Source organism: Amycolatopsis palatopharyngis (genome assembly GCF_003385185.1).
Taxonomy (GTDB): domain Bacteria; phylum Actinomycetota; class Actinomycetes; order Mycobacteriales; family Pseudonocardiaceae; genus Amycolatopsis; species Amycolatopsis palatopharyngis.
This window is the reverse complement of sequence record NZ_PQHZ01000027.1, coordinates 1-26,996: the sequence shown is the minus strand read 5'-3', so window position 1 is coordinate 26,996 and position 26,996 is coordinate 1. Positions and strand designations below refer to the sequence as shown.

Below are 26,996 nucleotides of genomic sequence, written 5' to 3'. Positions count from 1 at the left end.
AGACCTGTCTGGACAAAGAAAACGGCGCCCATCCCCGCTACCGGGAATGGGCGCCGTCAGCGAAGCTACTTGGCGTCGGCCTTCTTCTGCCGCTTTCCGTAGCGGGCCTCGAAGCGCGCGACCCGGCCACCGGTGTCCATGATCTTCTGCTTACCGGTGTAGAACGGATGACAGTTCGAGCAGACCTCGACGTGGATGTCGCCGGAAGTCTTCGTGCTGCGGGTGGTGAAGGTGTTGCCGCAGCCGCAGGTCACGTTGGTGACCACGTACTCCGGGTGAATACCGCTCTTCATGGGGGTCCTCTCCTACTTGGCCGCCGGGTCCTCGTGGATGTGCACCACGAGGTGAACCGGAGCCGGACGTCAGCGGTTCATTCTGCCAGACGTGCTGGCAGGGGTTTCAACGTGCCCGCGAGTCCGGTTGTTCCCGGACAGGTCGCCCGCCGTGGACGCCATTTGCCCGAGCCGCCGCAGCGCTGCACTGGTCCGTTCAGCGCTGACGACACCGAGAAGCAGCCAGGGCCACCCTCGCGGAGGATGGCCCTGGCTGCATCAGGTGAAGCTGCGGGCGACTAGTCGTCGTCCTGGCCGGGGGCCGTCTTGGAGACCTGCATCAGGAACTCCGTGTTGGTCTTCGTCTTGCGCAGCCGGTCCAGCAGCAGATCGATGGCCTGCTGCGAGTCCAGTGCGTGCAACACCCGGTGGAGCTTGTGCGTCACCGCCAGCTCGTCCGGTGCGAGCAGGAGCTCTTCCTTACGGGTACCGGACGGGTTCACGTCGACCGCGGGGAAGACCCTGCGCTCGGCGATCTTGCGGTCCAGCTTGAGCTCCGCGTTACCGGTGCCCTTGAACTCCTCGAAGATGACGGTGTCACCGGTCGAGCCGGTCTCCACCATCGCCGTCGCGAAGATCGTCAGCGAGCCGCCGTTCTCGATGTTGCGCGCCGCGCCGAGGAAACGCTTCGGCGGGAACAGCGCGGTCGAGTCGACACCACCGGACAGGATCCGGCCGGATGCCGGGGCCGCCAGGTTGTACGCCCGGCCGAGACGGGTGATCGAGTCGAGCAGGACGACCACGTCGTGTCCCATCTCCACCAGGCGCTTGGCGCGCTCGATGGAGAGTTCGGCCGCCGAGGTGTGGTCTGACGGCGGGCGGTCGAAGGTGGAGGCGATGACCTCGCCCTGCACCGACCGCTGCATGTCGGTGACCTCTTCCGGCCGCTCGTCGACGAGCACGACCATCAGGTGACACTCGGGGTTGTTCGTGGTGATCGCGTTCGCGATGTCCTGCATGATCGTCGTCTTACCGGCCTTCGGCGGCGAGACGATCAGCGCGCGCTGACCCTTGCCCACCGGCATCACCAGGTCGATGACGCGGGTGGTCAGCCGGTTCGACTCCGTCTCGAGGCGCAGCCGCTCGTTGGGGTAGAGCGGCGTCAGCTTGGTGAACTCCGGGCGCTTCTTCGCGGAATCGGGGTCCAGCCCGTTGATGGTGTCCACCCGCACCAGCGGGTTGAACTTCTGCCGCTGCTGCTCTCCGTCGCGCGGCTGGCGAACGGCACCGGTGATCGCGTCACCACGGCGCAGACCGAACTTACGCACGAGCGACAGCGAGACGTAGACGTCGTTCGGGCCGGCGAGGTAGCCGGAGGTACGGACGAACGCGTAGTTGTCCAGCACGTCCAGGATGCCCGCGACCGGGAGCAGGACGTCGTCCTCGCGGATCTCGGTGTCGGGGCTGCCGCCGCCCTCACCGCGACCACCACGGCGACGGCGGTCGCGGAACCGGCGGCCCCTGCGGCCACCGCGCTCGTCATCGTCGTCGTCCTGGCCACCGCGGTTGTCCTGGCCACGGTTGCCCTGCTGACCCTGGTTGCGCTGGTTCTGGTTGTTCTGCTGCCGGTCGTTGGGCCTGCGCTGATCACCACCGCCGCGCTGCTGGTCGCCGGAGGTGTCCTTGTCCTCACCACGCTGGTTACCACCCGCGTCGGCGTTGCCGCCCTGACGTCCCGAGCCACCCCGGCGACGACGGCTGCGACCGCTGTCGTCACCACCCTGCTGGCCCTGCTGGTTCTCGCCCTGGGACTGCTGGTTCTCGCCCTGCTTGCGCTCACCCTGCTTGCGCTCGGCCTGCTTGGTGTCGGCCTGCTTGGTGTCGGCCTGCTTCGACTCGACCGGGGCGCTGTCGGCGGGGGCGTTGCCGGCGGACGTGCTGTCGGCGGGCTTGCCCTCCGTGGGCGCGGCCTCGGCCTGCTTGGCCTCGGCGGGCTTGTTTCCTGACCGTCGCGACGCGGCCGGCTGCTCCTGCGCGGGAGCGCTGCGCTCGGTGGCGACGCCCTCGAGCGGGAGGGTGTCCTCGCCCGCGGCACGGCGCTTGCTCTTGCCCTGACGTTCCCTGATGGCAGCGATCAGGTCCCCCTTGCGCATGCCGGACGTGTCACCCACGCCCAGCTCGTTGGCGAGTGTCCGCAGGTCAGCGATGACCATGCCGGACAGACCGCCCGCACGGCGCTTCGGCGTGGTGCCATTGGCGTCCTGCGGCGTGTGCTCCCCAGCAGCCGCGGCGTCCGCGCTCTCAGCGCCGCCAGCGGGCGGGTTCACCTTGGTTTCCACGTCGCCGCCCAAAAGATCGGTGTTGCTCACACAAGTCCTTCCTTACCGACCCACGCCTCCACGGTGGATCAGCGGACTGCCGCCCGCGTCCGAATTGCGAGACGGCGTTGTTGTCCCGATGCAGGCAGATCCAGCTGAGACGCGCGAGTCACAGCGGCGAGGCCGCCAGCACGGGAGTTGCGGGCCTCAGGTGAGGCACGCGAAATCGGCCACCGCACATCCGCCTGTGTCTCTGCCGTGATCCCGCTGCGCGGAACTGTGGCTGGACGGTAGATGCGATCCGGGTCAACGACCCCGGAACCGGCACCGAGTGCGGATGCGCACGGTGAACGAACGCCCCCGAGGGTAGACCGCCCTGGTACGAGGTGCAACAACCACCCCCACCCGGCGCGCCGAGGGTCTGCTTCGACGGGTCGCGGTTCGGTAACCGAATCGCTATTTCGTCACGATTTGCACGCCGGCCAGGTCGACGGGCAACTCGTAGACCTCAAACGATTCAACATCGACCGAACCCGGCAATATTCCCGCATGGGTGAGCGCGAGCACGGTCGGCCCCGCGCCGGAGATCGTCGCTGGCACGTCGTGCTCACGCAATGTGCGCACCAGCGCGGCACTCGCCGGGTAGGCGGGTGCGCGGTAGTCCTGATGCAGCCGGTCGGCCGTGGCGGCCAGCAGCAGGTCGGGGCGCGCGGTCAGCGCGTGCACCGCCAGCGCGGCCCTGCCCGCGGTGAACGCCGCATCGGCGTGCGGCACCCGTTCGGGCAGCAGTCCCCTGGTCGCGTGGGTGGACGAGCGTTCGGCCGGCACGGCGAGCACCGGCCGGATACCCGCGGCGGGGGTCAACCGCTCGGCCCGGAACCGCCCCGCCTCGGACCATGCGATCACCACGCCGCCCAGCAGACTGGCGGCCGCGTTGTCCGCATGCCCCTCGAACTCGGCCGCGAGGTGCAGTGCGTGTGCGTCCAGCTCGCGTCCCGCGATCGCGTAGGCGGCGGCGACACCGGACACAACGGCGGCGGCGGAGGAACCGAGGCCGCGGGCGTGGGGAATCGCGTTGTGGCAACGCAACCGAATGCCGGGCACATCGATGCCAAGGTGCGCGCTCGCGGCGCGCAGCGCGCGAATCACCAGATGGGATTCGTCGGTGGGCACCTCGGACATGTCACCGGCACCGGCGTCCACGACCTCGATCTCGAGGCCGCCGGCGCCGGTGAGCTCGAGTTCGACCACGTCGTGCAGGCCGAGCGCCATACCCAGCGCGTCGAAACCGGGGCCGAGGTTCGCCGTGGAGGCCGGCACCGTCACCCGGACCGATCGCACCGTTGTCACGACAGTTCCAGGGCCGCCGCGACAGCGCCCGGGTCCACCGGAAGCGGTTCGACCTCGACGTTGCCCTCCAGTGCGGTGCCCGGATCCTTGAGGCCGTGCCCGGTCAGCGTGCACACGACCGTGGAACCTCGGGGGATACGCCCGTCCGCGGCGGTGGCCAGCAGACCGGCCACGCTCGTCGCCGACGCGGGCTCCACGAACACGCCCTCCTTGCTGGCAAGCAGGCGGTACGCGGCGAGGATGTGCTCGTCGGTGACGGCCTCGAACATCCCGCCACTGGAGTTCTTCGCCTTGACCGCGGGATCCCAGGACGCGGGGCTGCCGACCCGGATCGCGGTCGCCACCGTCTCCGGATCCGCCACTGGGGCGCCGTGTACGAGTGGCGCGGCACCGGCAGCCTGGAATCCGAACATCCGTGGTGTGCTTTCGACCACACCGTCCGCCGCGTACTCGGCGTATCCGGACCAGTAGGCGGTGATGTTGCCCGCGTTGCCGACCGGGAGGCAGTGGATGTCCGGGGCCTTGCCGAGGACGTCGCAGATCTCCCACGCCGCGGTCTTCTGCCCCACGAGGCGCACGGGATTCACCGAGTTCACCAGGGTCACCGGGTGGTCGGCCGCGGTCTTGCGGGCCAGTTCGAGGCAATCGTCGAAGTTGCCGTCGACCTGCAGGATCCGGGCCCCGTGCAGGACCGCCTGCGCGAGCTTGCCGAGCGCGATCTTGCCCTGGGGCACCAGCACGGCACAGGTGAGGCCGGCTCGTGCCGCATATGCCGAGGCCGAGGCAGAGGTGTTGCCGGTGGACGCGCAGATCACCGCCTGCAGCCCGCTGGCCAGCGCGTGCGTGATCGCCACGGTCATCCCGCGGTCCTTGAACGAACCGGTGGGGTTTGCGCCCTCGACCTTGAGGTAGACCTCGCATCCGGTGAGCGCGGACAGGTGTGGCGCGGCCAGGAGCGGGGTGTTGCCCTCGCCGAGGGTCACAACGGTGGCGCCGTCCGGGATCGGAATACGGCCGCTGTATGCGTTGATGATTCCGGGCAAGCCCGGTGTGGTCGACATGTCGGTCAGTCCTCGCCTTCCACGCGCATCACGCTGACGACCTCGCGCACAACGTCGAGTCGCCCGATCTCCTCAACCGTCGCCCGCAACGCGGCATCCGGCGCGAGGTGGGTGACGATCACCAGGCTCGCGGTGGAGTGCCGGTCCCGCTGCCGGACGGCGGCGATACTCACGTCGTGGGCCGCGAACGCCTGCGCGACCTGGGCGAGCACACCCGCGCGGTCGGCGACGTCGAGGCTCACGTGGTAACGCGTCAGTGTCCGGCCCATCGGGCTGACCGGCAGCGCGGCGTGCGCGGACTCCCGGGGGCCCCGGCCGCCGACGACGCGGTTGCGGGCGACGGCCACGAGATCGCCGAGCACGGCGCTCGCGGTGGGGGCGCCGCCTGCGCCCTGGCCATAGAACATCAGCTCACCGGCGGCGTCGGCCTCGACGTAGACCGCGTTGAACGCGCCGTTGACCCCGGCGAGCTGGTGGCTGCGCGGGATCATCACCGGATGCACCCGAGCCGAGACGGACTCGGTTCCGTCCTCGTCGATGACCCGTTCGCAGATCGAGAGCAGTTTGACCGTCCGGCCCAGAACCCTGGCCGCGACGATGTCGGAGGCGCTCACACCGCCGATGCCCTCGCGGTACACATCCGCCGCGGTCACCCTCGTATGGAAGGCGAGCGAGGCGAGAATGGCCGCCTTCGACGCGGCGTCGTAACCGTCCACATCGGCCGTCGGATCGGCCTCGGCGTAACCCAGCCTGCTCGCCTCGTCCAGCGTCTCGGCGTAGCCCGCTCCGGTCGAATCCATTGCGGACAAGATGTAGTTGGTGGTGCCGTTGACGATTCCCATCACCCGCGTGATCCGGTCCCCGGCCATCGACTCACGCAATGGGCGCAACAACGGGATCGCTCCGGCGACCGCGGCCTCGAAGTACAGATCGGCGCCGGAGGCGTCGGCCGCCTCGGCCAGCTCACCGGAGTACTCGGCGAGCAGGGCCTTGTTGGCGGTGACGACGGACTTGCCCTTCTGCAGTGCGGACAGCAGCCAGCTGCGCACCGGTTCGATACCGCCGATCAGCTCCACGACGACGTCGATGTCGGAGTCGATCAGCTCGGCCGCGTCGGCGGTCAGCAACTCCTGCGGCAGCTCGGGGTGTTTGTCCGGCCGCCGCACGGCGATACCGGCCAGTTCGATCGGTGCGCCGACCCTGGCAGCGAGTTCATCGGCCTGCTCGGTCAGCAGCCGGACGACCTCACTGCCGACGGTCCCGCACCCGAGCAGGGCGACCTTGATCGGGGGAACGCGACCCTGGTCGTTCACGACACCTCCTGTGCTTTGCGGGACACGCACGCCCTCTCGGCCTTCGCTCACGACACCTCCAGTCGCAGCATGTCCTCGGTCGTCTCCCTGCGCAAAAGCAGCCGGGCACTGCCGTTGCGCACGGCGACCACCGCGGGCCGCGGCTGCCGGTTGTAGTTACTCGCCATCGAGTAGCAGTAGGCACCGGTCGCCGCGACCGCGAGCAGGTCGCCCGGTGACAGGGTGTCGGGTAGCCAGCAGTCACGGACCACGATGTCACCGGACTCACAGTGCTTGCCCACAACGCGGGACAGCGCGGCGCCCACTCCCTGGGGCTGCCCGTCGTCACTCGCGCGGGAGACCAGCCTGCAGTCGTAGGCGGCGTCGTAGAGCGCCGTGCGGATGTTGTCGCTCATCCCGCCGTCGACGCTGACGTAGCGCCGCATGCTGTCATCGCCAAGTGAGAGGTCCTTGATGGTGCCGACCTCGTACAGCGTCACCGTTCCTGGACCCGCGATGGCCCTGCCCGGTTCGCCCGCGATCCGCGGAATCGGCAGTCCGGCGAACTCGCACTCCTTGCGGACGATCTCCCGGATCTGGGTGATCATTTGCGCGGGCGGCGGCGGATTGTCCTTGTCGGTGTAGGCGATACCGAACCCGCCACCAAGGTCCACAATAGACAACTGCTCGACGAGCTCGTCCCCGTGTTCCTTGCCGAGTTCGGCCATCAGCCCGATGACCCGGCGTGCCGCGACCTCGAACCCGTCGGCGTCGAAGATCTGCGAACCGATATGGCTGTGCAGCCCGACCAGCTGCAGGGACGGGGCGTTGAGCACCCGCCGCACGGCCTCGGCCGCGTCGCCCGAAGCGAGGGAGAAACCGAACTTCTGGTCCTCGTGCGCGGTCGCGATGAACTCGTGGGTGTGGGCCTCGACGCCGACGGTCACCCGGATCAGTACGGATTGGACCACGCCGTTCCGGGCTGCGATCTCCGCGAGCCTGGCGATCTCGTAGTACGAGTCGAGCACGACCGTGCCGATACCGGCCTCGACGGCCTCCTCGAGTTCCGGCACGGACTTGTTGTTGCCGTGGAACGTGATCCGCTCGACGGGGAAGTCCGCACGCAGGGCGACGGCGAGTTCACCACCGCTGCAGATGTCGAGGCTCAGGCCCTCCTTCGCGACCCATTTGGCGATCTCCGTGGAGAGGAACGCCTTCGCCGCGTAGTGCACCAGAGACGGATCGTCGAACGCGTTTGCGTACTCGGCGCAGCGGGACTTGAAGTCCGCCTCGTCGATCACGAACAGCGGCGTTCCGTAGTTCTGGGCCAGCTCGCGTACGTCCACACCGGCGATACGGACGACACCGTCCGAGCCGCGGTAGGTGTTGCGCGGCCATACCTTCGGGTACAACCGATCCAGCTCATCCGATGTGGACGGAGGGAAGCCGGACTGGTCGGCGTGCGGGTAAACCTCGGCGTGCCGAGGACCCGCTGGGTGAGCGCACATAAGTCTCTCTACATCCGTTCCGGAGCCGAAACGCCGAGCAGCGCCAGTCCGTTGGCGAAGACCTGCCGGGCGGCATCGCACAGCGTGAGCCGCGCGTGGGTCAGCGGGGTGGCCTCCTCGTCGCCCTGAGGCAGGACGCGCGCGACGTCGTAGAACTTGTGGTACGCCGACGCCAGCGATTCGAGGTAGCGGGCGACGCGGTGCGGTTCGCGCAACTCGGCCGCCTTCGTGAGCACGCTCGGGAACTCCCCGATCGTGCGGATCAGGTCACCCTCCCTCGGCAGGGTGAGCAGGCTGAGATCGGCGTCGCCGGGGTCTCCGTCGGCGATACCGAGTTCGGCCGCGTTGCGGTGCAGCGAGCACAGCCGGGCGTGGGCGTACTGGACGTAGTACACCGGGTTGTCGTTGCTGTGCTTACGCAGCAGATCCAGGTCGACGTCCAGAGTGGAATCGACCGAGTAGCGCGTCAGCTCGTACCGCGCGGCGTCCACCCCGACCGCCTCGACGAGGTCCTCCATCGTGATGACGGTGCCCGCCCGCTTGCTCATCCGCACGGGCTTGCCGTCACTGACGAGGTTCACCATCTGACCGATGAGGACCTCGACCACGTCTGGGTCGTCACCCATCGCCGCCGCGGCCGCCTTGAGCCTGGCGATGTAGCCGTGGTGATCCGCGCCGAGCATGTAGATGCAGAGGTCGAACCCGCGCTCACGCTTGTCCCGCAGGTAAGCGATGTCCCCGGCGATGTACGCGGGCGCGCCGTCGGTCTTGATGACCACGCGGTCCTTGTCGTCCCCGTGCTCTGTGGTGCGCAGCCACCAAGCGCCATCCGCGGCGTAGAGGCTGTTCGACTCCTTGAGCTGTTCGACGGCCCGGTCCACGGCACCGGACGCGTGCAGGGAGTCCTCGTGGAAGTACACGTCGAAGTCGGTACCGAACTCGTGCAGGCTCTTCTTGATCTCGCCGAACATCAGCTCGACACCGACCCTCCGGAAGATCTCGTCGCGTTCGGCCGCAGGCCGGGACAGCGCGCTGGGCTCCTGCCGAATCACCTCGGCGGCGATGTCGGAGAGATAGGCACCCGCGTACCCGTCCTCCGGGGCGGGCTCGCCCTTGGCGGCGGCGACCAGCGAGCTGACGAAACGATCGATCTGCGCGCCCGCGTCGTTGAAGTAGTACTCGCGGGTCACCTTCGCACCCTGCGCGGTGAGCAACCTGCCGAGCGCGTCGCCGACGGCTGCCCAGCGGGTTCCACCGAGATGGATGGGCCCAGTGGGGTTGGCGGAGACGAACTCGAGGTTGATCACCCGGCCGCCGAGCGCCGCGCCGGTGCCGTAGGCATCCCCCGCCGCGAGCACCCTGCGGACCACCTCGCCCTGCGCGTCGGCCGCCAGGCGCAGGTTCAGGAAGCCGGGCCCGGCGATCTCGGCGCTCGCGATGCCCTCGGCGCCGCTCAGCTCGTCCGCGAGGGCCTGGGCGAAGTCGCGGGGCGCGAGCCCTACTTTCTTCGCTACCTGCAGCGCCAGGTTGGTCGCGTAGTCTCCGTGTTCAGGATTTCGCGGGCGCTCGATCGTCACCGGGTCCGGGAGGACGGCGTGGTCGAGGCCACGTGCGGAGAGAACCTGCTTGGCGGAGGCGCGGACCAGGTCGGCGAGAGCGGCGGGAGTCACTCGTCGAATTCTAAGTGCGACCTGGTCCCGGCCCCGCGTGTGGGTAAGGTATGGCCGCTCGTCGCCCGGTCGGCACGCTTCACACACACTGGTGGTGACCGAGTTGACGGCGATCCGACACCAGGTCCCTACACTGGACCGGCGGTACACCTCGACGAAACGCGGGAGTCATGGCGAGCGGCAACAAGAAGAAGGGTACGCCGAAGAAGGCCGTGCAGGCAGCACGCGGCTCGGTGGTCACCAAGAAGCAGACGCCCTGGGGCACGATCATCGCCGTCATTGCGGTCCTCGCGCTGGCGGGCGGCGTCTTCGGCTACTACTACATCGCCTCGGCGGACAAGCGCGCACAGAGCGCGCGCGAGGAGGCCGCCGAGGCCTTCGTGCCTTCGGCGGAGAACCCGGACCCGTCGACCAAGCTCGCGGGGATCAAGATCGAGCAGTACGAGGGCAGCAGTCACGTGCTGCCCACCGAGCGGGTCGACTACAACCAGTCCCCGCCGTTCGGCGGACCGCACGACGGCTTCTGGGCCGCATGCACGGGCATCGTCTACCCGAACGGGGTGCGGACCGAGAACATGGTCCACTCGCTCGAGCACGGCGCCGTGTGGATCGCCTACAACCCGGAGCAGGTCACCGGCGAGGCGCTGGAGAAGCTCAAGCTGCGGGTCGAGGGCAAGCCCTACACGATGATGTCGCCCTACCCCGGTCTCGATTCGCCGATCTCCCTGCAGTCGTGGGGACACCAGCTCAAGGTCGACAGTGTCGACGACGAGCGGATCGACCAGTTCATCGCCGCGTTGCGACTGAACCAGAACACATATCCTGAGGTCGGCGCCACGTGTGACGCGGTCGGCCCCGGTCAGTTCGACCCGGACAACCCACCACCGTTCAACCCGGCTCCGCCCGGACCGGATGCCAAGCCGATGGACTACAAGGGCACCGGCGGCGCGACCCCGGACGACATGACCGGTAACGGTGGTCAGCAGCCCTCGGGTCCGCAGACTCCAGCGGGGAGCTGACCCATGGGTGAGCAGGATCTCGGCGCTTCGCGGCCTGAACTGGGCGAGGACGGCACGGGGCGCACGCCGCTCTGGTCAAGGGTCGTGATCGGCGGTGCCGCCACACTCGCGGTACTGCTCGTCGGCGCCACGATCGGGATGCTGCTCACCCAGACGATGCGTGAGGAGCCCGCCGCCCAGCCTGCGGCGGGTTCGGTGGAGGTCGGCTTCGCGCAGGACATGTCCGTGCATCACCTGCAAGCGGTGACCATGGCGAACTGGGCCCGTGACCACAGCACCAATCCGCGGATCCGGCAGCTCGCCTTCGACATGGGCAGTACGCAGCTGGAACAGGTCGGCAGGATGAAGGGCTGGCTGATGCTCTGGGACCAGCCGGAGCAGACGACCGGTGAGTACATGACGTGGATGACCGGCCCAGGCGGACACGGTGAACACGGCGATCATGGGGCGATGAACGCCGCGGCGTCGGCGCAGGACGCTCCGATGCCCGGAATGGCGACCAACGACGAGCTGGCCCGGATGCGGGCACTGTCCGGCACGGAACTCGATGTCTACTTCCTGCAGCTGATGCTCCGCCACCACCAGGGCGGCACCGAGATGGCTGAGTACACGCAGGAGCACAGCTCGATGCCCGCGGTCGACGCGCTGGTCACGAGCATGCTCCGCTCCCAGGGCGCGGAGATGGACCTGATGCGGGACCTGCTCGCCGAGCGCGACGCGAAGCCGCTGCCCTTCCCCTGACCGGGCGTTACCAGCTCAGTTCGTCGCAGCGGCGCGCCGACTCCCTCGGCTCGACCTGCAGGGTCGCGTGCTCGATCGAGTAGCTGCCCTTGAGCAGGTTCTGTGCTTCGGTGAGCACCCGCGCGGAGGTGGCCTCCCCCTCGATCGTCAGATGGGCCGAGGCGACCTCCATACCGGAGGTCAGCGTCCAGACGTGCAGGTCGTGCACGTCCACCACGCCAGGCAGCGCGGCGAGTTCTTCGCTGATCCTGCCGACGTCGACACCGTGTGGCGCGTGCTGGAAGAGGATCCGCAGCGCCCTTCTGGCCAGCACGAACGTGCGGGGCAGGACAAAAAGGCCGATCGCGACACCCGCGATCGGGTCGGCGTAGCGCCAACCGGTCGTCAACGTGATGAGCCCGCTGATCAGCACCCCGACGGAGCCGATCAGGTCGGCCAGCACCTCGAGATACGCACCGCGGACGTTCAGGCTCTCCTTCGCCCCGGACCGCAGGAGGAAAAACGCGACGAGGTTGGCGATCAGCCCTGCCGTCGCGACGAGCATGACCGGCAGGCCTGGCACCGCGGGCGGATCGGTGATCCGCTCGATCGCCTCGTAGAGCACGTAGCCCGCGACGCCGAAGAGCAGCACGGCATTGGCGAGCGCCGCCAGCACCTCGGCGCGGTACATCCCGTAGGTGCGGGTGAACGTCGGGCCACTACGGCGGGCGAGCAGGACCGCGGTGAGTGCCATGCCCACACCGAGAACGTCGGTGAGCATATGCGCGGCGTCGGAGATGAGGGCCAGTGAGGACGTGGCAAACCCGACGACGACTTCCAGCACCATGAAGGCCGCGCCGATCGCCAGCGCAATGGCGAGCCGTCGTACGTAGCGTCCTGAAGCGCTACCCGACGACGGCGCCTGCACGTGGCCGTGCCCGTGACCCATCTGGCTGCCTCCCGTGGTTCCTGCGCCAACTGCCGGGAAACATATAGTGATATGCGCATGAGTGCAATAGAGGTGAGGCTCACCTGACACCCGTAGCTTAGGACTCCGGCACAGGAACGCCCCAGCCCCCTTTCGGACTTTCCCCCCACCGGGATCCGCAAACCGCACGGCCGGGGGTTGTCCGACTCCCCCGGCAACGTCGAACAAAGGGCCATGCGCTAGGCTTTCCGACGTCGCACAGCAGCGGCCCTCGTAGCTCAGGGGATAGAGCACTGCCCTCCGGAGGCAGGTGTCGCAGGTTCGAATCCTGCCGAGGGCACCCCAGGATTGATCGCACGAAACAGGCCCCGGCCAGCGGAAACGCCAGTCGGGGCTTTCGTATTTCTAGACCGTCGAAGACTTTCGGGAAACAACGAGGCCGACGCTTCCCCACCCGTCAGTGTTCGGCGGCATCTCCGATGCGATAACCGACACCCGGTGTCGTCGTGATGATCGCCGGACTGCCGAGTTTCCGCCGCAACCTCCCGATGGTCACGGTCACGGTGTTGGTGAACGGGTCGGTGTTCTCGTCCCAGACCTGTTCCAGCAGGTCCTCGGTGCTGAGGAACGCCGGACCCGCCTGCAGCAGGGCCTCCAGTAGTGCGAACTCCTTGACGGAGAGCTCCAGTTGCCGACCGTCGCGAGTAGCTGTCCGTTGAGCGGGGTCGAGTTCGATCCCTGCCCTGCGCAGGATTCTGGCGCGGGCGAAGGGACGTCTGCGAGCGAGTGCGCGCACACGCAGGACAAGCTCGCGGAAGTGGAAGGGCTTGGCCAGATAGTCGTCGGCTCCCAGGGTGAGGCCGCTGACCCGGTCCTCGGACGCGCCGGCGGCCGTCAGCATGAGAACCATGGCGCGGTCGTCCCGTTCGGTGATCATCTGGCAGAGGGTGTCGCCGTGGATCCCGGGCAGGTCGCGGTCCAGGACGACGACGTCGTAGGTGTTGACGTCGAGTTTGGCGGCGGCGGTGAGACCGTCGTGGGCGATGTCAACGGCCATGCCCTGATCCCGGAGCCCTTCGGCGACGACCTCGGCGAGTGAACGCGCGTCCTCGACCACCAGAATCCTCACGTCGTGATCCGATCCGGTGCGGCTGCCTGCGGTAGCGAGATCGTGGCACGCAGACCGCCGTCAGGCCTGGCGTCCAGCTCCAGTCGGCCGCCATGCGCGTCGGCGACGCCCGCGACGATCGACAGGCCGAGCCCGGAACCCGTCTGTGAAGCGGTCCGGTCGGCCGCGAGCCGCTGGAACGGCTGGGCAAGACGGTCCACCTGCTCCTGCTCGAGAACTGCCCCGCCGGTCTCGACGACGAGCCGGGCCATCCCTTCCTCGGTCGTTGTCGAGACCTGGATCCAGCCGTTGTGCCGATTGTGAACGATCGCGTTGTCGATGAGGTTCTCCACCATCCGGCAGAGCAGGGTCTGGTTGCCCAGAATCCACGTCGTATCCCGCAGGCCAGTGTCGTCGAGAGCCAAGTTCTTCTCGGCGATGTCGGCGATGCGGCTGGTCACGGCCGACGACACGAGGTCGCCGAGTGAGACCGAGGTGCGGGCCTCGAGCGCTCCGTGCTGGGTGCGGGCCAGCAAGAGCAGGCCCTCCAGCAGGCGGTCGACCTGGTCGAGTTCGCTGCGCACCCGCCCGGCCAACGCGACGGTCGACGTCGGCGCTTCCGGTTTGGCCCCGGCGACGTCCAGCGAGACTCGCATCGTGGCCAGCGGAGTGCGCAGTTCATGGGAAGCGTTGGCGACGAACCGGCGCTGGGCCGCGAAGGACGTCTCAAGGCGTTCCAGAAGATCGTCGATGGTGTCCGCCAGGTTCTTCACCTCGTCCGCAGGACCCGGCACTGCCAGGCGCTCGTGCAGATTGTCCGCCGAGATCCGGCGCGTCCTCGCGGTGATCGTCCGCAGCGGGCGCAGAACCCGACCGGCGATGAACTTGCCAAGGACGACCGACACCACGGCCATCACGACGAGCGCGATCAGCGAACCCACCAGAAGCTGCTGTGCCCGCCGGCCCTCCCAGCCCGTCCACTGTGCCTGCAGCTCGCGGGCGAGTTCCGGAGCGACTGCCGGATCGGCTCCCCCGCCCGGCGCGATCTCGGCTACCTGCACACCCGCCAGCAGGTTGGTCAGGGCCAGCAGGCCGATGCCGGACACGAGGAACAGGAAGGCGTACAGGACCGTGAATCGCAGCCCTACTGGATGATCCGGTGCCACAAGTCTTCGTAATTTGCCCATCTGCCCTCTCCCCTGCCGCGTGCGTGCTCCAGAATGCCCTGCCGGACCTAACAAGGACATGACAGCCCTGGTTCGGCCGGTGTTAGCACCCGATCCGTAGAACCGATCACGTGCAAACAACCAACGAAGCCTGCGACGACACCATGAGCGCGCTCGTGCGCAAGGAGTGGATCGGGTTCCGCAGTCGCGGCCGGATCACCGCTCTGCTGATCGCGGTCCTGATTACCGTCCTGTTCGGACTTCTTCTCGCCTTCACCGAACGCTCGACCTGCGGCGTCAGGGACGTCGAGGTCGCCTGTCCCACCGATCCCGTGGGACCACAAGGACGCGCGGTGAGTGACCAGTTCTACTTCACCCACCAGGCACTGGGCGATGACGGGAGCATCACTGTCCGGATGACCGAGATGACGGGCGTCATCACCTATCCGCCCCCGGACCACGACGAGATCGTGCCCGGCCTCGTGCCCTGGGCGAAAGCCGGAATCATCGTCAAGGACGGCAGCACACCAGGCTCCTCTTATGCGGCGCTCATGCTCACCGGCGACCATGGCGTGCGAATGCAGCACGACTACGTCCACGACACGGCTGGGCAATCCGGGGGCGTGTCGCCGACGACACCACGCTGGTTACGCCTGAGCCGTTCCGGAAACACCATCACCGGTGCGGAGTCGAGCGACGGGGTGCATTGGACGAAGGTCGGCACAGCTCGTCTACCCGGGTTACCCGAGACCGTACGAGTGGGGCTCTTCGCCACCTCCCCCGGTGACCTGACACTCAAGCCGACCGGCCTCGGGGCGAGCACTTCGCAGACACGGTTCACGCAGGCGAGCGCCACGTTCGACAACGTCACCGTGGATGGCGGCGCCGGCACCGGATGGACCCACGAGGCGGTCGGGGACATGGGCAACACGGACTGGGAGCGAAGCCACAGGGCGCCCGGAACCACCGAGTCGAACGGCACGCTGACGGTCACCGGTTCCGGCGACATCGGACCGGTCGCCACAGTGGGCGGACACGCCGTGGAGGACACTCTCGTCGGACTGCCCATCGCACTGATCGTCGTGATCGCGGTATCCGCCCGATTCCTCACCGGTAAGCGCCGCGGGGATCAACCAGCACACGCGCCACTCGGCGCCCGGGTCCTCGCGGCGAAGGCCTTCGTTGCCGGCGCAACGGCATTCCTCACCGGACTGGTCGCCGCGGGGATCGCGGTACCGATCGGCACGACGGTACTGCGCGCCAACGGAAGCAGTGTCCTTGCGGTGCCCGCGCTGGTGGAACTGCGAACCGTCGTCGCCGCCGCCGCGCTGGTCGCCGTCACCACGGTTCTCGCCCTCGCCCTCTGCGCGCTGTTGCGCCGCGCCTGGGCGGCCGTTCTCGTCACGACCGCGGCGGTTGTCCTCCCGTACGTCGTGGGCACCCTGCCGCTGCTGCCCGACGAGATCTCCGGAGCACTGCTGCGATTCAGTCCGGCTGCCGGCTTCGCAGTCCTGCAGACACTTCAGGAGTTCCCTCAGGTCATCGCCCACTATGCGCCACAGGAAGGCTACTTCCCGCTGCCCGGCTGGGCCGGGCTCGCGGTTCTCTGCGGCTGCACGGCCGCCCTACTCGGCCTCGCCGTCATCCGCGAGCGCAGGCGGGCCACCGGGCCTGGGCCGGAGCCGAAATGGCGATGACTCCGGGGTTTTCCTCACCATCGGCCAGCGGGCGAGTCAGGCGGCCGCGGCGGAGGACTTCGACTGTCGTGTGCGTCCCAGCCGGAACGCGCTCGCGACGCGGACCAGCAGCCTGGCCATCCGAGCGGGCAGCGAATCCGGGGCTGGTACTCGCACCGGCCGTACCCTGGTGTTCTGCAGGGCGGCGAAACGCCAGCCGTCCTCGGTCCGCACGGCCACCAGTGTCTGCCGGGACAAGCGGCTCTTGGGCAACGTCGAGCGCCAGGCGACCAGTACCGATCCCGTGGCATGTAGCAACGCGACATCCGGGCCCACAAAACGGATCGATTCGATCTCCCCGACCAGTGTCGAACCCGTCAGCACTCCCCGGAACAACCGGTCATGCGACTCGACCATCGGATCGCGGCCCCTTGCCCAGGCACCGTCGAACGACACGTAGTCGGCGTCAGCCGTGAAGCAGGCGCCGTACGCCTGTGCGTCACCATCCGTCCAGGCCTGGCACAGTTGCCCGAAAAGCTCGGTCAGCTGGATGTTGTCGTTCATGATCTCCCCTTCTTCGTGCCGGTGCCGCCAACCTGATTCGGACCAGAACGCGCCTGTGCACGCAACACGGCCGCACGCTCACCTGCGAAGTCGATGGACCGGCGGAGAAACTCGGCGACAGTCTCCAGTTGCGCCACGTCGAATCCGGCGACGAGCTCATCAGCCGCGCCGCGTATTCCGGCGAAGAGCTCCGCCACCTCCGCCATCCGTTCCGGGATCGGCCGCAGCAGTTGCCTGCGGCCGTCCTCCGGATCGGGCTCGCGCCGGAGGTACCCGGCGCGTTCCAGCCTTGCCACCACCCCGGTGATGGCGCCGCTGGTCAGTCCGGTCGACGCCGCCAGCTCACTGCCGGTCAGCACTCCGTGCTCCAGCAGGAGATCGAGACATTTGTGATCGGACGGCCCAAGGCCGAGGCGTTCGGCGATCGAATGATGGAACAGAACTGTGGTGGTACTGAACTGACGAGCCAGTGAGCCGACGACCAGATCAGCCAGCTCCGCGCGCTTTTTCTCCGAATCCACCAGTATCCCCTTGGCAACTCTCTTAGTTGCTAAGCTACCTGTTGGGGCTGCTGACCGTCAATGCCGATTCACCAGGACTCCTTTTTGTAGTGCACGGCAAGCCCCTTGCGGCCAGGGGCGAGTTCCGGTCGCAGCACCAGATCCTCGTCGTAGTCGCCGCCGTTCTGATAGCGGAACGGGAGCGGTTCCTCCTCTCCCAGCGAACTGAGCCGCACCCGCAGTTCCTTGGCGGCCGACTCGTACGCGTCCTCCGGCACCCGGTCCGCGCCGTACACCACGACAGGCGGCAGTACCGACATGCCGCTGTACCAGAACGTGCCGTGCTGAAGCGGGAACAAGACCTCGTTGATCTCACCGCTCACCCCGCGCGGCCCCATACTCGCTGACCCAGCCCCCGCCGTCACTACGACCATCGCTCGCTTTCCGGCCAGCCTGCCCTCGCCGTACCGCAGTGTCCGGCCCGAACCGGGATCCACGACACCATAAGCGAATCCCTTGACGAACACCCGGTCGAACCATCCTTTGAGGATCGCGGGCATTCCGTACCACCACAGCGGAAACTGGACTATCACCGCATCCGCCCTGACGAGCTTGTCCTGCTCCACCCGGACGTCCGCACTGAGCCGGCCGGCTTCGAAGGCGCGTTTGGACTCCGCGCCCACCACAAGACGATCCCCTGGGGCATAACCGAAGTCCTCCGCACTGACCACCGGGTTCCATCCCATGGCGTACAAATCCGACACCTCGACCTCGTGCCCGAGTTCACGCAAGGTACGCACACCCTCGTCCCGCAGCGCCGCGTTCAGCGAACGCTGTTCCGGGTGAGCGAAGAGCCACAACACCTGCACGATTCACACCTCTCGATCTGTGGGCCGGACCGTTCCGCACCGCTCAGTTCGATCCTGCGCGCCGGCGCCGACCGGCACGAGTGACCTGATAGCCAACATGTGAAAGAATCGGGCCATGTCCTGGTTCAAGCACCGCGAGCGGCACCGGGTCGCCGTTCTTGTCCGTGACGGCCTCCTGCCGATGGAGCTGGGGATCGTGCACCGGCTGTTCAGCCAGGCGTTCTCCACTCGCGGCGAACCGCTCTACGAAGTCCGTACCTGTGCCCTCGCTCCGGGAAAGGTCCGCACCGACGCGGACTTCACCATCGACGTCGAGCACGGCCCGGAAATCCTCACCGAGGCAGAGACAGTGGTCGTCCCTGCGTCGGACGAGGACTACGAGCCGACCGTGGACGGCACGATGAACCCGCAACTCGCCGCCGCGTTCGCGCAGATCCGGCCTGGTACCAGGATCGCCTCGATCTGCACGGGATCATTCGTACTGGCAGCGGCCGGACTGCTGAACGGCAGAACCGCGACCACACACTGGAAGTCGGTAGACCAGTTCCGCGAGTTGCATCCATTGGTCCACCTTGATCCAGATGTGCTCTACACCGAGGACCGCAACGTGCTCACCGCCGCGGGGGTCGCGTCGGGGATAGACCTGTGCTTGCACATGATCCGCTGTGACCACGGTTCCGCGGTCGCCAACGAGGTCGCGCGGGGAACCGTGGTCCCGCCCCACCGCGAGGGCGGCCAGGCGCAGTTCATCCAGCGACCGGTGCCCGAGTCAGGGCAGTCCTCGACGGCGAAGGCCCGTACGTGGGCGCTCGAGCACCTGGACCGCCCGCTCACGCTGCGCGAGCTCGCCGCGAAGGAGTCGATGAGCGTGCGCACGTTCACCCGCAGGTTCCGGACGGAAACAGGTATCTCGCCAGTGCAGTGGCTGACTCAGCAGCGGGTGGAGCGCGCTCGGCAACTGCTCGAGGAGACCGATCTGTCCATCGATCGAATCGCGGAGAACGCCGGTTTCGGCACCGCCGCGTCACTGCGCCAGCACCTGCAGTCGGTCCTTGGAGTGTCCCCGAGCGCCTACCGGGGCACCTTTCGCGGGCCGATGGGAACCCCGGCCGCGTGACCGAAGTGGACGCGAGCCGGACGGCGACACTCCAGCCGCACCCCGCTAGAATCGGCAACGAGTAAGTCGGCACTCCGGTGGGTAGTCAACCGGATACCCAACTCGATTCGGGGGAGGCCATGAAGAAGGTCCTGACCATCGCTGTGGTCGCGCTGCTGCTGTTTTTCCTGATCTCTCAGCCGACCCAGTCCGCCGCCCTGGTGCAGTCGCTGCTCGGTGGCCTGCGAGATGCAGCTGACTCGCTCCTCACGTTCGTCCAGAACGTCTTCACGTGACCGCCCGGTAACTCAGTCCTTCTTGATCTGCGCGATCGAGCGGACCACCGCCATACAGATGTCCTCGACGTAGTCCAGGCCGGCCTCCTCGGCTATGGTCCGCGCCTCCGCCGAGGCGATTCCCTGCTGCAGCCACAGCGCCTTGGCGCCGATCTCGACGGCCGCTCGCGCCACATCGGCTGCCTCGGGCGACGGCCGGAACACCTCCACCACCTCGACCGGTTCGGGCACCTCGGCCAGCGAGCGGTAAGCCCGCTCTCCGAGAATCGACTCGGCACTGGGATGAACGGGAATCACCCGGAAACCGGCCGCCTGCATCGCTGCCGGAACAGAATGGGCGGACTTGTCCGGATTCGTGCTCAGGCCGACCACCGCGATCGTTCGGTACTGGCGCAGAATCCGTTCTGCGGTCTCGTTCACGTCGACGCACTCCTGTCTTGTCGGTGTCCACTTAGTACCGCTGGTCAGCGGCCCCGATCTGCCCGGTACCACCGGGGAGAGGTGTTCAACGGCGGCCGCAGACGCGCCTGCACCACCAGCACGGTCGGCTCGTCGGCGTGACTGAACTCGCGCAGTCTGCGCCGGAAGGCCCTGCCGAAGCCTTCGACGCGATCGGCCCTGACCCCGAACGACCGCGCGAGTCCGACGAAGTCCGGCGTCACCAGATCGACCCCGCGAGCGGGCAGCCCCGCCTTTTCCTGGTCGTAGCGCAGCATTCCGTAACCGCCGTCGTCGACAATGATCGTCGTGACCGGCAGCCCTTCCTGCACCAGAGTCGCGAGTTCCGCGCAGGCGTAGAGGAACCCGCCGTCGCCGCAGACGCACACCGCCCGCCCCGCGCCGGCCGCGGCTGCCCCCAACGCGGCCGGGAAGGCGAACCCCAGGGTGCCCCAGCCCATCGGGTAGGCCAGCTTGCGGGGAGCGGCCACCCGGTGGAACCCACCGATCCAGTATCCGGCGACACACATGTCCGCGATCAACACCGCCCCTTCGGGCAGGGTCTCCCGCAGCGCGGACAACAGTTCGGCGGCCTGGGGTTCCTCCGCCCGCACGCGCCGCCGCACGCGGTGCTCGATCCGATCGAGCCTGTTCCGGAGCCGGTCGAGTCCCGGCCGGGGCGCGAGCCTGGTCAGCAGGTCCTCCGTGACGGCGAGCGCATCGCCGACGAGCGTGATGTCCGGACGGTAGTTCTTCGCCGCGTCGGCCGCGTTCACATTCACCGCGATCATGGCCGGGGGCTGGGGCATCCGCCAGTTCTGGGTCATCAGCCCGTCGAAGTCCGTGCCGACACCGAGTACGACGTCGGCCTCGTCCCAGAGCTCGCCCACCTCGGGGACGTGCACCGGATCCGCCGCCAGGCACGGATGTTCGGGCGGAAGCAGACCCCGGGCCGCGAACGTGGTGACCACCGGTGCGGCCAGCCGCTCGGCCAGCTTGCCGAGCACAGCTCCCGCCCCTGACCGCAGCGCACCGCCACCCGCCCAGATGAGCGGGCGCGCGGCCCCGGAGAGCATGCCGCGAGCACGCTCGACGGCCATGGTGTCCACCGCCGGGATGAGTTCGGTCCGGCCTTGTTCCGGCGCCCGCCCCGCTTCCTGGTGCAGGAAATCCGCCGGAATGCCCACGTACACGGGGCCGCTCTGCGCGACCATCGCTGTCCTGCCCGCGTCCAGCATCACGGACGCGATCTCGTCCGGCGAGGGCACTGTGTACGCCGCTTTCGTGACAGGCGCGAACAGCGCCCGCTGGTCACGGGACTCGTGCAACACGCCCCGCACCACACCCGGCCGGTGCAGGGACGAGGGAATGTCCGTGGCGACGATCAGCACCGGCGACCCCGACGCCATCGCCTCCCCCACCGCGCCGATGGTGTTGGCCGCACCGGGTCCCGTGGTCACGAGCGCGACACCGAGTTTTCCACTGGCGCGGGCGTAACCGTCGGCCGCGTATCCGGCAGCCTGCTCGTGGCGGACGCCGACCAGCCTGATCCCGGCCAGGCCGAGCGATTCCCAGATCGGCAGGTTGTGTACGCCTGGCAGGCCGAACGCGACCTCGACACCGAGTTCGGCAAGCGCTTCCGCGAAACACTGCGCTCCGGTCTGCGGCACAGGTCCAGCCTACGAAATCGGGCAGCGGACAGCCACGGCGGGCGTCACCACTGAGCGGGCAGCACCTCGGCCGCGGGCGGCGGCCCGGGGGCGGTGCCATCGCCGAACGGCCTGCCGCCCAGTTCCGCCCTTCCGTGCGGTGTCGCCCAGAGCGAGAGATCCGGCCCGTTCGGCACGATGCGCGTGGGATTGACCCCTTCGTGCACCTGGTAGTAGTGCCGCTTGATGTGGTCGAAGTCGACGGTGTCGCCGAACCCTGGCGTCTGGAAAAGATCGCGAGCGTAGGCCCACAGCACGGGCATCTCGGCGAGCTTGTTCCGATTGCACTTGAAGTGACCGTGATAAACCGGGTCGAACCGGACGAGCGTGGTGAACAGCCGGATATCGGCCTCGGTGATCGTGTCGCCGACAAGGTAACGACGAGTGGCGAGGCGCTGCGAAAGCGCGTCGAGCCTGGCGAACAACCGGTCGTAGGCGTCGTCGTAGGCGGCCTGTTTCGAGGCGAAACCCGCTTCGTACACCGCCGCGTTGACGTCGGCGTGCACCTGCCTGTTGATCTCGTCGATCTCGTCGCGATACCGCTGCGGATAGAGGTCCGGGGCGCCTTCTCGGTGGTACTGGCCCCACTCCGTGGACAGGTCGAGGGTGATCTGCGGGTAGTCGTTGGTCACCAGCTTTCCGCTCGGGACGTCGACGACCGCCGGAACGCTGATCCCGCCGTCGTAGTCCGCCTCGGCGGCGTAGTAGGCGTCGGCGAGGAACCCGATGCCGAGTACCGGGTCGACCCCGCCGGGGTCGAGGGTGAACCGCCAGCTGCGGTCATCCTGGATCGGATCGGCCACGGCAAGGGAGATGGAGTTCTCCAGACCGAGCAGTCGCCGCACGACGAGGCCCCTGCTGGCCCAGGGACAGGCCCTGCTCACGACCAGCCGGTACCGCCCTGGCTCGACCGGCCAGCCGGAGGAACCGTCCGCCGTGATCCTGGCATCGAAGTGGTTGGCGGAGCGGACGAACTCTCCCGTCTCCGGGTCTGTCGGAATCGGCATGACGCCAGATTAGTTCCTGTTCGCTTTGGCGGCAGTGTGCGTAGACTCGGGCACTCGGCGCGCTCGAGAACGTGTTCTCGTCGTGTCGGCCAGGACTGCCGCGACGAGATGACAGAGGTGGTACCGGCGATGCCGATGATGCCCGTGACCGACTCGATGTTCCTGCTCGTCGAGACCCGCGAACATCCCATGCACGTCGGCGGCCTGCAGCTGTTTCGTAAACCGGAGGGTGCGGGACCGGACTACCTCAGTACCCTGCGGCGGGATCTGCTGGAGAACACCGACGCTCGCAGCATCTTCCGGCGCAGGCCCGCCAAGCCGGTGAACACGCTCGGTCACGTTGCCTGGTCCGACGACAGCGAACTCGACCTCGATTACCACTTCCGCCACTCGGCGCTGCCACAGCCCGGCCGGATCCGCGAACTACTCGAGCTTACGTCTCGCTGGCACAGCACGTTGCTCGACCGGCACCGTCCACTGTGGGAGATTCACCTGGTGGAAGGCCTGCAGGACGGCCGGTTCGCGATGTACAGCAAGATCCATCACGCACTGCTGGACGGGGTGTCCGCATTGCGACACCTGCAGAACACGCTGTCCGAGGACCCGGATGCACGGGACTGCCCACCACCGTGGGGCTCACGCGCTCCGCAGCGGCCGCGTCCCGCACGAAATCCCCGTTCTCTGCTCTCGACGGCCGGCCGCTCGCTCAACCAACTCGCCGGGCTCGCGCCGGCCGCCGCCAGAGTGGCGAACGAAGCGGTGCGCGAACAGCGGCTCACGCTGCCGCTGCAGGCACCGAAGACGATGTTGAACGTGCCCATCGGTGGTGCTCGGCGGTTCGCCGCCCAGTCCTGGCCGCTGGAGCGGGTGCGCGCGATCGCGACGGCTTCCGGGGCGTCACGCAACGATGTCGTGCTGGCGATGTGTTCCGGTGCGCTGCGGGACTACCTCATTGAGCAACGGGCGTTGCCGGACGCGCCGCTGATCGCGATGGTCCCCGTATCGCTGCGCGGCAAGTCCGACGCCAGGGAGGCCTCGGGCAACAACATCGGCGCCCTGCTGTGCAACCTCGGCACCGACCAGGCCGATCCCGCGGCCAGGCTGGCGGTGATCCAGCGATCGATGCGGGACGGCAAGCGGATCTTCAAGGACCTCACTCCACTGCAGACACTACTGCTCTCGGGCGTCAACGTCGCCGCGCTCGGGGTGTCCCCGATTCCTGGCGTTGTCGGGCATACGCGGCCGCCGTTCAACGTCGTCATCTCGAATGTGCCCGGCCCCCGTAAGCAGATGTACTGGAACGGGGCCCAGCTCGACGGTGTCTACCCGGCCTCGGTGCTGCTCGACGGCCAGGCGCTGAACATCACCCTCACCAGCAACGGCGACAACCTCGACTTCGGGATCACCGGTTGCAGGCGGAGTGTTCCCCACCTGCAGCGCATCCTCACCCACCTGGACACGGCGCTGTCGGAGCTGGAAGCCGCGACGAAGTAACGCTCGGCCGCTCAGGCCATTTCGAGGGATTCGCACTTTCCCGGGAAAGCGCGAATCCGGCTCAGCCCTTCAGCTGTCCTGCTCGGTGTCGAACCGGGTGCGTGCGCGTTCGACGTCGGGCATGTTGACGCTGGTCCAGCGCAGCAGCGCGTCGATGAGATCCTGCAACGTCGTTCCGAGCGGGGAGATGCGGTACTCGACGGCCACAGGTCGCGAGCTGACGACGACACGCTCGACCATCCCGTTGCGCTCCAAACGGCGCAGCGTCGCCGTGAGCGACTTCTGCGTCACGACTGGGATCGCCCTGCGAAGCTCATTGAAGCGCGAGGGTCGCTCGCACAGTTCTTCGAGCACATGTAGGGACCATTTGTCGAGCACCTGGTCGAGCAGTTCGCGGTGCGGCGCGGTGATCTGTGGGCGGCCGGCCGCGGGGTGAGCGGTTTCCTGCATGAAACCTAGTTTCGTTGAAGTTCCCTCCAGATACCAGGTAGACATCCGATACCGGCCAATTGATCTCCGAAGGGACTCCACAATGACCGTGCAGCTGCTCACCCCCGAGGGCATGTTCCAGCCCGTCCCCTACCACCATGTCGCGATCGGCACGGGTACTCGCCAGGTGCACGTGGCCGGGCAGATCGCACGCGATGCCGAGGCGAACCACATTGCGACAGGCGATCTCACCGGCCAGGTCGCGCACGCTCTGCGCAACACCGCGCTCGGCCTGGCCGGCGCCGGAGCGAGCTTTTCCGATGTGGTGCGCCTCAGGTTCTTCGTCACGCACTGGAGCCCGGAGAAAGCGGACGACTTCATGGCGGGCATCGAACGTGTCGTTGACGAACTCGGGATTCCACGGCCGATGCCGCCCCTTTCCCTCATCGGCGTCGACTACCTGTTCGAACCCGACGTGCTCGTCGAGGTCGAGGCGTTCGCTGTCCTCGACTGAGGACCCCCAAAGAGATGTTTGACAGTTGTTGGCGACGCCCTGGAAACTCCCCGGCGTGCACAACCCCGAACTGAGCAAACTGCGTGTCTTGGCCCATCCACTGCGGATGCGCATCCTCTCGCTACTCACCGGCGCCGCCATGAGCGCGGCCGAGGTCGCCCGCGAACTCGATGACAGCCAGCCGAACGTCAGCTACCACCTCCGCAGGCTGCACGACGCGGGGCTGCTGCACGTCGCGGAGCAGGTCTCGATCCGTGGCGGCAGGGCCAAGCGGTACCGCCATGATCCGGACAGCGGCGTCGGCCTGCACACGCATGATCCGGAGGAGGAGCAGTTGCTCGCCGCGGTCCTGGGGGAGGAACTGCGTAGACGGACCGCGTACCGCCTGCCCGATTCCGGTACCACCACCGACGCGGAGTTGTGGGTGGACCCCCGGGTCTGGCAACAGTGCCTGGACCAGGCCAGGGAGCTGGGCCGGGTGCTGCACGAGGCCGCGAAGCCACCACGCACACCGGGCACCCGCCGGGTCAGTACCACGATCGCGATGTTCGCGATGGACCCCAAACGGTGAGCGCGGGACTGACGGAACCGCTGCGGCACAGGAACTTCCGCGCACTGACCGGCGGCCGTACCGCGACCGAACTGGGCAACGCCATCGCACCGGTCGCACTGGCGTTCGTGGTGCTCGACCTAACCGGGTCCGTTGTGGACCTCGGCATCGTGGTCGGGGCGCGCTCCGTGGCCAACGTGCTGCTCGTCCTGCTGGGCGGCATGCTCGCCGACCGCCTGCCGCGGTCGTTCATCCTGCAGGGCACCGCCTTGCTGGCTGCCCTCACCCAGGCGGGCATTGCCGGCAGTGTCCTTTTCGGATTTGCAACGATGCCGCTGCTCATCGTGTTGAGCTTCGTCAACGGCGGCGCCGCGGCGATGTCCCTGCCCGCGGCCGCGGCATTGACGCCACAGACCGTGCCGGGCGAACTGCTGACCCAGGCCAACGCGCTCGTCCGGATAGGGGCGAACTCCGGCCGGATCACCGGGCTGGCGCTGGGCGGTGTGCTCGTGGCGGCGATGGGAACGGGGTGGACCATCGCCGTCAACGCCGCGCTGTTCCTGGTCGCGTCGGTGTCCTACCGCCGGGTCCGGCTGCCCGTCGCGACCCGCACCGAGCCCGCCCGGCCGTTGGCCGAACTCGCCGAAGGTTGGCGTGAGTTCGTCGCACGGACGTGGGTGTGGGTGGTGGTCGCGCAGTTCATGGTGGTCAACGCGGTGATCGCGGGCTGTGTGGCCGTACTCGGACCGGCGATCGCCGACGAGACCATCGGGCGAGGTGCGTGGGGTTTCGTCCTGGCGGCGCAGACGGCGGGCGCCTTTGCCGGCGGTTTTCTCGCCGCACGGTGGCGGCCACGGCACCTGTTGCGGATCGGGGTCGCGGTAACCGCGGTCGAGGCGGTTCCACTGCTCACCCTGGCCTGGGCGCCCGCGGTGATCCCGCTGCTGGTCGCGATGTTCACGGCCGGGGTCGCCATCGAACAGTTCGTGGTGGCGTGGGACGTCTCGCTGCAGGAGAACATCCCGCGGGACAGGCTCGCTCGCGTGTACTCCTACGACATGCTCGGCTCGTTCGTCGCGTTACCCGCAGGCGAGATCGCGGCCGGTCCACTGGCCGAGCGCTTCGGCGCCGCGGTCACGCTGACCGGTGGCGCGGTACTGGTAGTACTGACCACCGGTGCCGCCCTGCTCTGCCAAGACATCCGCACACTGGCCCGCACGCACCAGGCCCCCGTCCCCTAACCTCCCGCACCCAGGTTGGTACGTCTGCAAGTACCCCCAAGCAAGAGGTGGTTTCAACTGGTGGTTGCAACGCTTTTGTTGGTGTGGGGGGCAGAGTAGTTGGTGGAGGGCTTCGGCGGGGGTGTCCCAGCCGAGGGTTTCGCGGGGTCGGCCGTTGAGTTGGGTGGCGACGGTGGCGAGGTGTTCGGGGGTGTGGACGGA

General features: G+C 68.0%; 26 protein-coding genes, 1 tRNA gene and 1 pseudogene. 10 read left to right on the top strand and 18 right to left on the bottom strand.

From position 1 onward, the window contains the following. Positions 1–65: 65 nt before the first annotated feature. From rpmE to argS, 7 genes are all read right to left on the bottom strand, one after another. Positions 66–293, bottom strand: a complete 228-nt coding sequence (gene rpmE, locus D0C15_RS20165; RefSeq protein WP_116047859.1) for a 50S ribosomal protein L31 — start codon at positions 291–293, stop codon at positions 66–68. Positions 294–571: 278 nt separating this feature from the next. Further along, positions 572–2,641, bottom strand: coding sequence for a transcription termination factor Rho (gene rho / locus D0C15_RS20160; protein WP_116047856.1), 2,070 nt, complete (start codon positions 2,639–2,641; stop codon positions 572–574). Positions 2,642–3,046: 405 nt separating this feature from the next. Next, positions 3,047–3,931 carry a homoserine kinase gene (gene thrB / locus D0C15_RS20155; protein ID WP_116048004.1) on the bottom strand — a complete coding sequence of 295 codons (885 nt, stop codon included), beginning with the start codon at positions 3,929–3,931 and terminating at the stop codon, positions 3,047–3,049. Positions 3,932–3,936: 5 nt separating this feature from the next. Beyond that, the gene (gene thrC / locus D0C15_RS20150) at positions 3,937–5,001 is read right to left on the bottom strand and encodes a threonine synthase (protein ID WP_116047853.1); all 1,065 of its coding nucleotides are present in this window, start codon (positions 4,999–5,001) and stop codon (positions 3,937–3,939) included. Positions 5,002–5,006: 5 nt separating this feature from the next. Continuing rightward, positions 5,007–6,314, bottom strand: a complete 1,308-nt coding sequence (locus tag D0C15_RS20145) for a homoserine dehydrogenase (RefSeq protein ID WP_116047851.1) — start codon at positions 6,312–6,314, stop codon at positions 5,007–5,009. 47 nt (positions 6,315–6,361) lie between these two features. Beyond that, the gene (gene lysA, locus D0C15_RS20140) at positions 6,362–7,801 is read right to left on the bottom strand and encodes a diaminopimelate decarboxylase (RefSeq protein ID WP_116047849.1); all 1,440 of its coding nucleotides are present in this window, start codon (positions 7,799–7,801) and stop codon (positions 6,362–6,364) included. An 8-nt stretch (positions 7,802–7,809) separates the two neighbouring features. Further along, a complete protein-coding gene (gene argS, locus D0C15_RS20135; RefSeq protein WP_116047847.1) occupies positions 7,810–9,471 on the bottom strand; it encodes an arginine--tRNA ligase in 1,662 nt (553 codons plus the stop codon). 170 nt (positions 9,472–9,641) lie between these two features. On the opposite strand from argS, the gene D0C15_RS20130 reads away from it, so the two are divergent. Together D0C15_RS20130 and D0C15_RS20125 are read left to right on the top strand one after the other, a co-directional pair. Then, complete coding sequence (locus D0C15_RS20130) at positions 9,642–10,490, top strand: thioredoxin-like domain-containing protein (protein ID WP_116047843.1); 849 nt, start codon at positions 9,642–9,644, stop codon at positions 10,488–10,490. 3 nt (positions 10,491–10,493) lie between these two features. Next, complete coding sequence (locus D0C15_RS20125; RefSeq protein ID WP_116047839.1) at positions 10,494–11,231, top strand: DUF305 domain-containing protein; 738 nt, start codon at positions 10,494–10,496, stop codon at positions 11,229–11,231. A gap of 7 nt (positions 11,232–11,238) precedes the next feature. On the opposite strand, the gene D0C15_RS20120 is transcribed toward D0C15_RS20125, so the two are convergent. Continuing rightward, positions 11,239–12,159 carry a cation diffusion facilitator family transporter gene (locus tag D0C15_RS20120; protein WP_116047836.1) on the bottom strand — a complete coding sequence of 307 codons (921 nt, stop codon included), beginning with the start codon at positions 12,157–12,159 and terminating at the stop codon, positions 11,239–11,241. Between the two features lie 246 nt (positions 12,160–12,405). Between D0C15_RS20120 and D0C15_RS20115 the strand changes: the two genes are divergently transcribed. Then, positions 12,406–12,478 (top strand) — tRNA-Arg (locus tag D0C15_RS20115). A gap of 117 nt (positions 12,479–12,595) precedes the next feature. Here the strand turns inward: D0C15_RS20115 and D0C15_RS20110 are convergent. Both D0C15_RS20110 and D0C15_RS20105 read right to left on the bottom strand, forming a co-directional pair. Beyond that, positions 12,596–13,267, bottom strand: coding sequence for a response regulator transcription factor (locus D0C15_RS20110; protein WP_211323270.1), 672 nt, complete (start codon positions 13,265–13,267; stop codon positions 12,596–12,598). Continuing rightward, complete coding sequence (locus tag D0C15_RS20105; protein WP_116047834.1) at positions 13,264–14,433, bottom strand: sensor histidine kinase; 1,170 nt, start codon at positions 14,431–14,433, stop codon at positions 13,264–13,266. Before D0C15_RS20105 ends, D0C15_RS20110 begins: the two co-directional genes overlap by 4 nt. 110 nt (positions 14,434–14,543) lie before the next feature. Between D0C15_RS20105 and D0C15_RS20100 the strand changes: the two genes are divergently transcribed. Continuing rightward, positions 14,544–16,109: a DUF1349 domain-containing protein gene (locus D0C15_RS20100; RefSeq protein WP_245976046.1), complete on the top strand. Its 1,566-nt coding sequence runs from the start codon at positions 14,544–14,546 to the stop codon at positions 16,107–16,109. Between the two features lie 36 nt (positions 16,110–16,145). On the opposite strand, the gene D0C15_RS20095 is transcribed toward D0C15_RS20100, so the two are convergent. From D0C15_RS20095 to D0C15_RS20085, 3 genes are all read right to left on the bottom strand, one after another. Continuing rightward, entirely contained in the window at positions 16,146–16,652 is a 507-nt protein-coding gene (locus D0C15_RS20095) for an SgcJ/EcaC family oxidoreductase (RefSeq protein WP_116047830.1), read from the bottom strand. After that, a complete protein-coding gene (locus D0C15_RS20090; RefSeq protein ID WP_116047828.1) occupies positions 16,649–17,173 on the bottom strand; it encodes a MarR family winged helix-turn-helix transcriptional regulator in 525 nt (174 codons plus the stop codon). Before D0C15_RS20090 ends, D0C15_RS20095 begins: the two co-directional genes overlap by 4 nt. 68 nt (positions 17,174–17,241) lie before the next feature. Beyond that, positions 17,242–18,021 (bottom strand): NAD(P)H-dependent oxidoreductase, encoded by a 780-nt coding sequence (locus D0C15_RS20085; RefSeq protein ID WP_116047824.1) that lies wholly within the window; start codon positions 18,019–18,021, stop codon positions 17,242–17,244. A 115-nt stretch (positions 18,022–18,136) separates the two neighbouring features. Here D0C15_RS20085 and D0C15_RS20080 point away from each other — a divergent pair, with 115 nt between their 5' ends. Beyond that, positions 18,137–19,138 (top strand): GlxA family transcriptional regulator, encoded by a 1,002-nt coding sequence (locus D0C15_RS20080; RefSeq protein ID WP_116047820.1) that lies wholly within the window; start codon positions 18,137–18,139, stop codon positions 19,136–19,138. Between the two features lie 119 nt (positions 19,139–19,257). After that, complete coding sequence (locus D0C15_RS34540; protein ID WP_170161350.1) at positions 19,258–19,413, top strand: hypothetical protein; 156 nt, start codon at positions 19,258–19,260, stop codon at positions 19,411–19,413. 12 nt (positions 19,414–19,425) lie between these two features. Here the strand turns inward: D0C15_RS34540 and D0C15_RS20075 are convergent, their stop codons facing one another. From D0C15_RS20075 to D0C15_RS20065, 3 genes are read right to left on the bottom strand one after another with little or no spacing between them, the layout of a single operon-like run. Next, positions 19,426–19,833, bottom strand: a complete 408-nt coding sequence (locus D0C15_RS20075) for a CoA-binding protein (RefSeq protein ID WP_116047815.1) — start codon at positions 19,831–19,833, stop codon at positions 19,426–19,428. A gap of 44 nt (positions 19,834–19,877) precedes the next feature. After that, the gene (locus tag D0C15_RS20070; protein ID WP_116047811.1) at positions 19,878–21,521 is read right to left on the bottom strand and encodes a thiamine pyrophosphate-binding protein; all 1,644 of its coding nucleotides are present in this window, start codon (positions 21,519–21,521) and stop codon (positions 19,878–19,880) included. 44 nt (positions 21,522–21,565) lie between these two features. Continuing rightward, the gene (locus D0C15_RS20065; RefSeq protein WP_116047809.1) at positions 21,566–22,567 is read right to left on the bottom strand and encodes a glutathione S-transferase family protein; all 1,002 of its coding nucleotides are present in this window, start codon (positions 22,565–22,567) and stop codon (positions 21,566–21,568) included. 129 nt (positions 22,568–22,696) lie between these two features. Between D0C15_RS20065 and D0C15_RS20060 the strand changes: the two genes are divergently transcribed. Next, positions 22,697–24,061, top strand: a complete 1,365-nt coding sequence (locus D0C15_RS20060; protein WP_116048000.1) for a WS/DGAT/MGAT family O-acyltransferase — start codon at positions 22,697–22,699, stop codon at positions 24,059–24,061. A gap of 69 nt (positions 24,062–24,130) precedes the next feature. Here D0C15_RS20060 and D0C15_RS20055 read toward each other — a convergent pair whose 3' ends face one another. Beyond that, the gene (locus D0C15_RS20055) at positions 24,131–24,511 is read right to left on the bottom strand and encodes a winged helix-turn-helix transcriptional regulator (RefSeq protein ID WP_116047806.1); all 381 of its coding nucleotides are present in this window, start codon (positions 24,509–24,511) and stop codon (positions 24,131–24,133) included. An 82-nt stretch (positions 24,512–24,593) separates the two neighbouring features. On the opposite strand from D0C15_RS20055, the gene D0C15_RS20050 reads away from it, so the two are divergent. Genes D0C15_RS20050 through D0C15_RS20040 form a run of 3 tightly spaced genes read left to right on the top strand, consistent with a single transcriptional unit; the run spans position 24,594 to position 26,795 of the window. Further along, on the top strand, positions 24,594–25,004 hold the full coding sequence (locus D0C15_RS20050; RefSeq protein WP_116047804.1) for a RidA family protein: 411 nt from the start codon (positions 24,594–24,596) through the stop codon (positions 25,002–25,004). Positions 25,005–25,059: 55 nt separating this feature from the next. Continuing rightward, a complete protein-coding gene (locus tag D0C15_RS20045; RefSeq protein ID WP_281270718.1) occupies positions 25,060–25,575 on the top strand; it encodes an ArsR/SmtB family transcription factor in 516 nt (171 codons plus the stop codon). After that, a complete protein-coding gene (locus D0C15_RS20040) occupies positions 25,572–26,795 on the top strand; it encodes an MFS transporter (RefSeq protein ID WP_116047801.1) in 1,224 nt (407 codons plus the stop codon). Before D0C15_RS20045 ends, D0C15_RS20040 begins: the two co-directional genes overlap by 4 nt. Positions 26,796–26,888: 93 nt before the next feature. On the opposite strand, the pseudogene D0C15_RS35115 reads toward D0C15_RS20040, so the two are convergent. Beyond that, a pseudogene (locus D0C15_RS35115) lies at positions 26,889–26,996 on the bottom strand (IS30 family transposase); the annotation flags it as partial.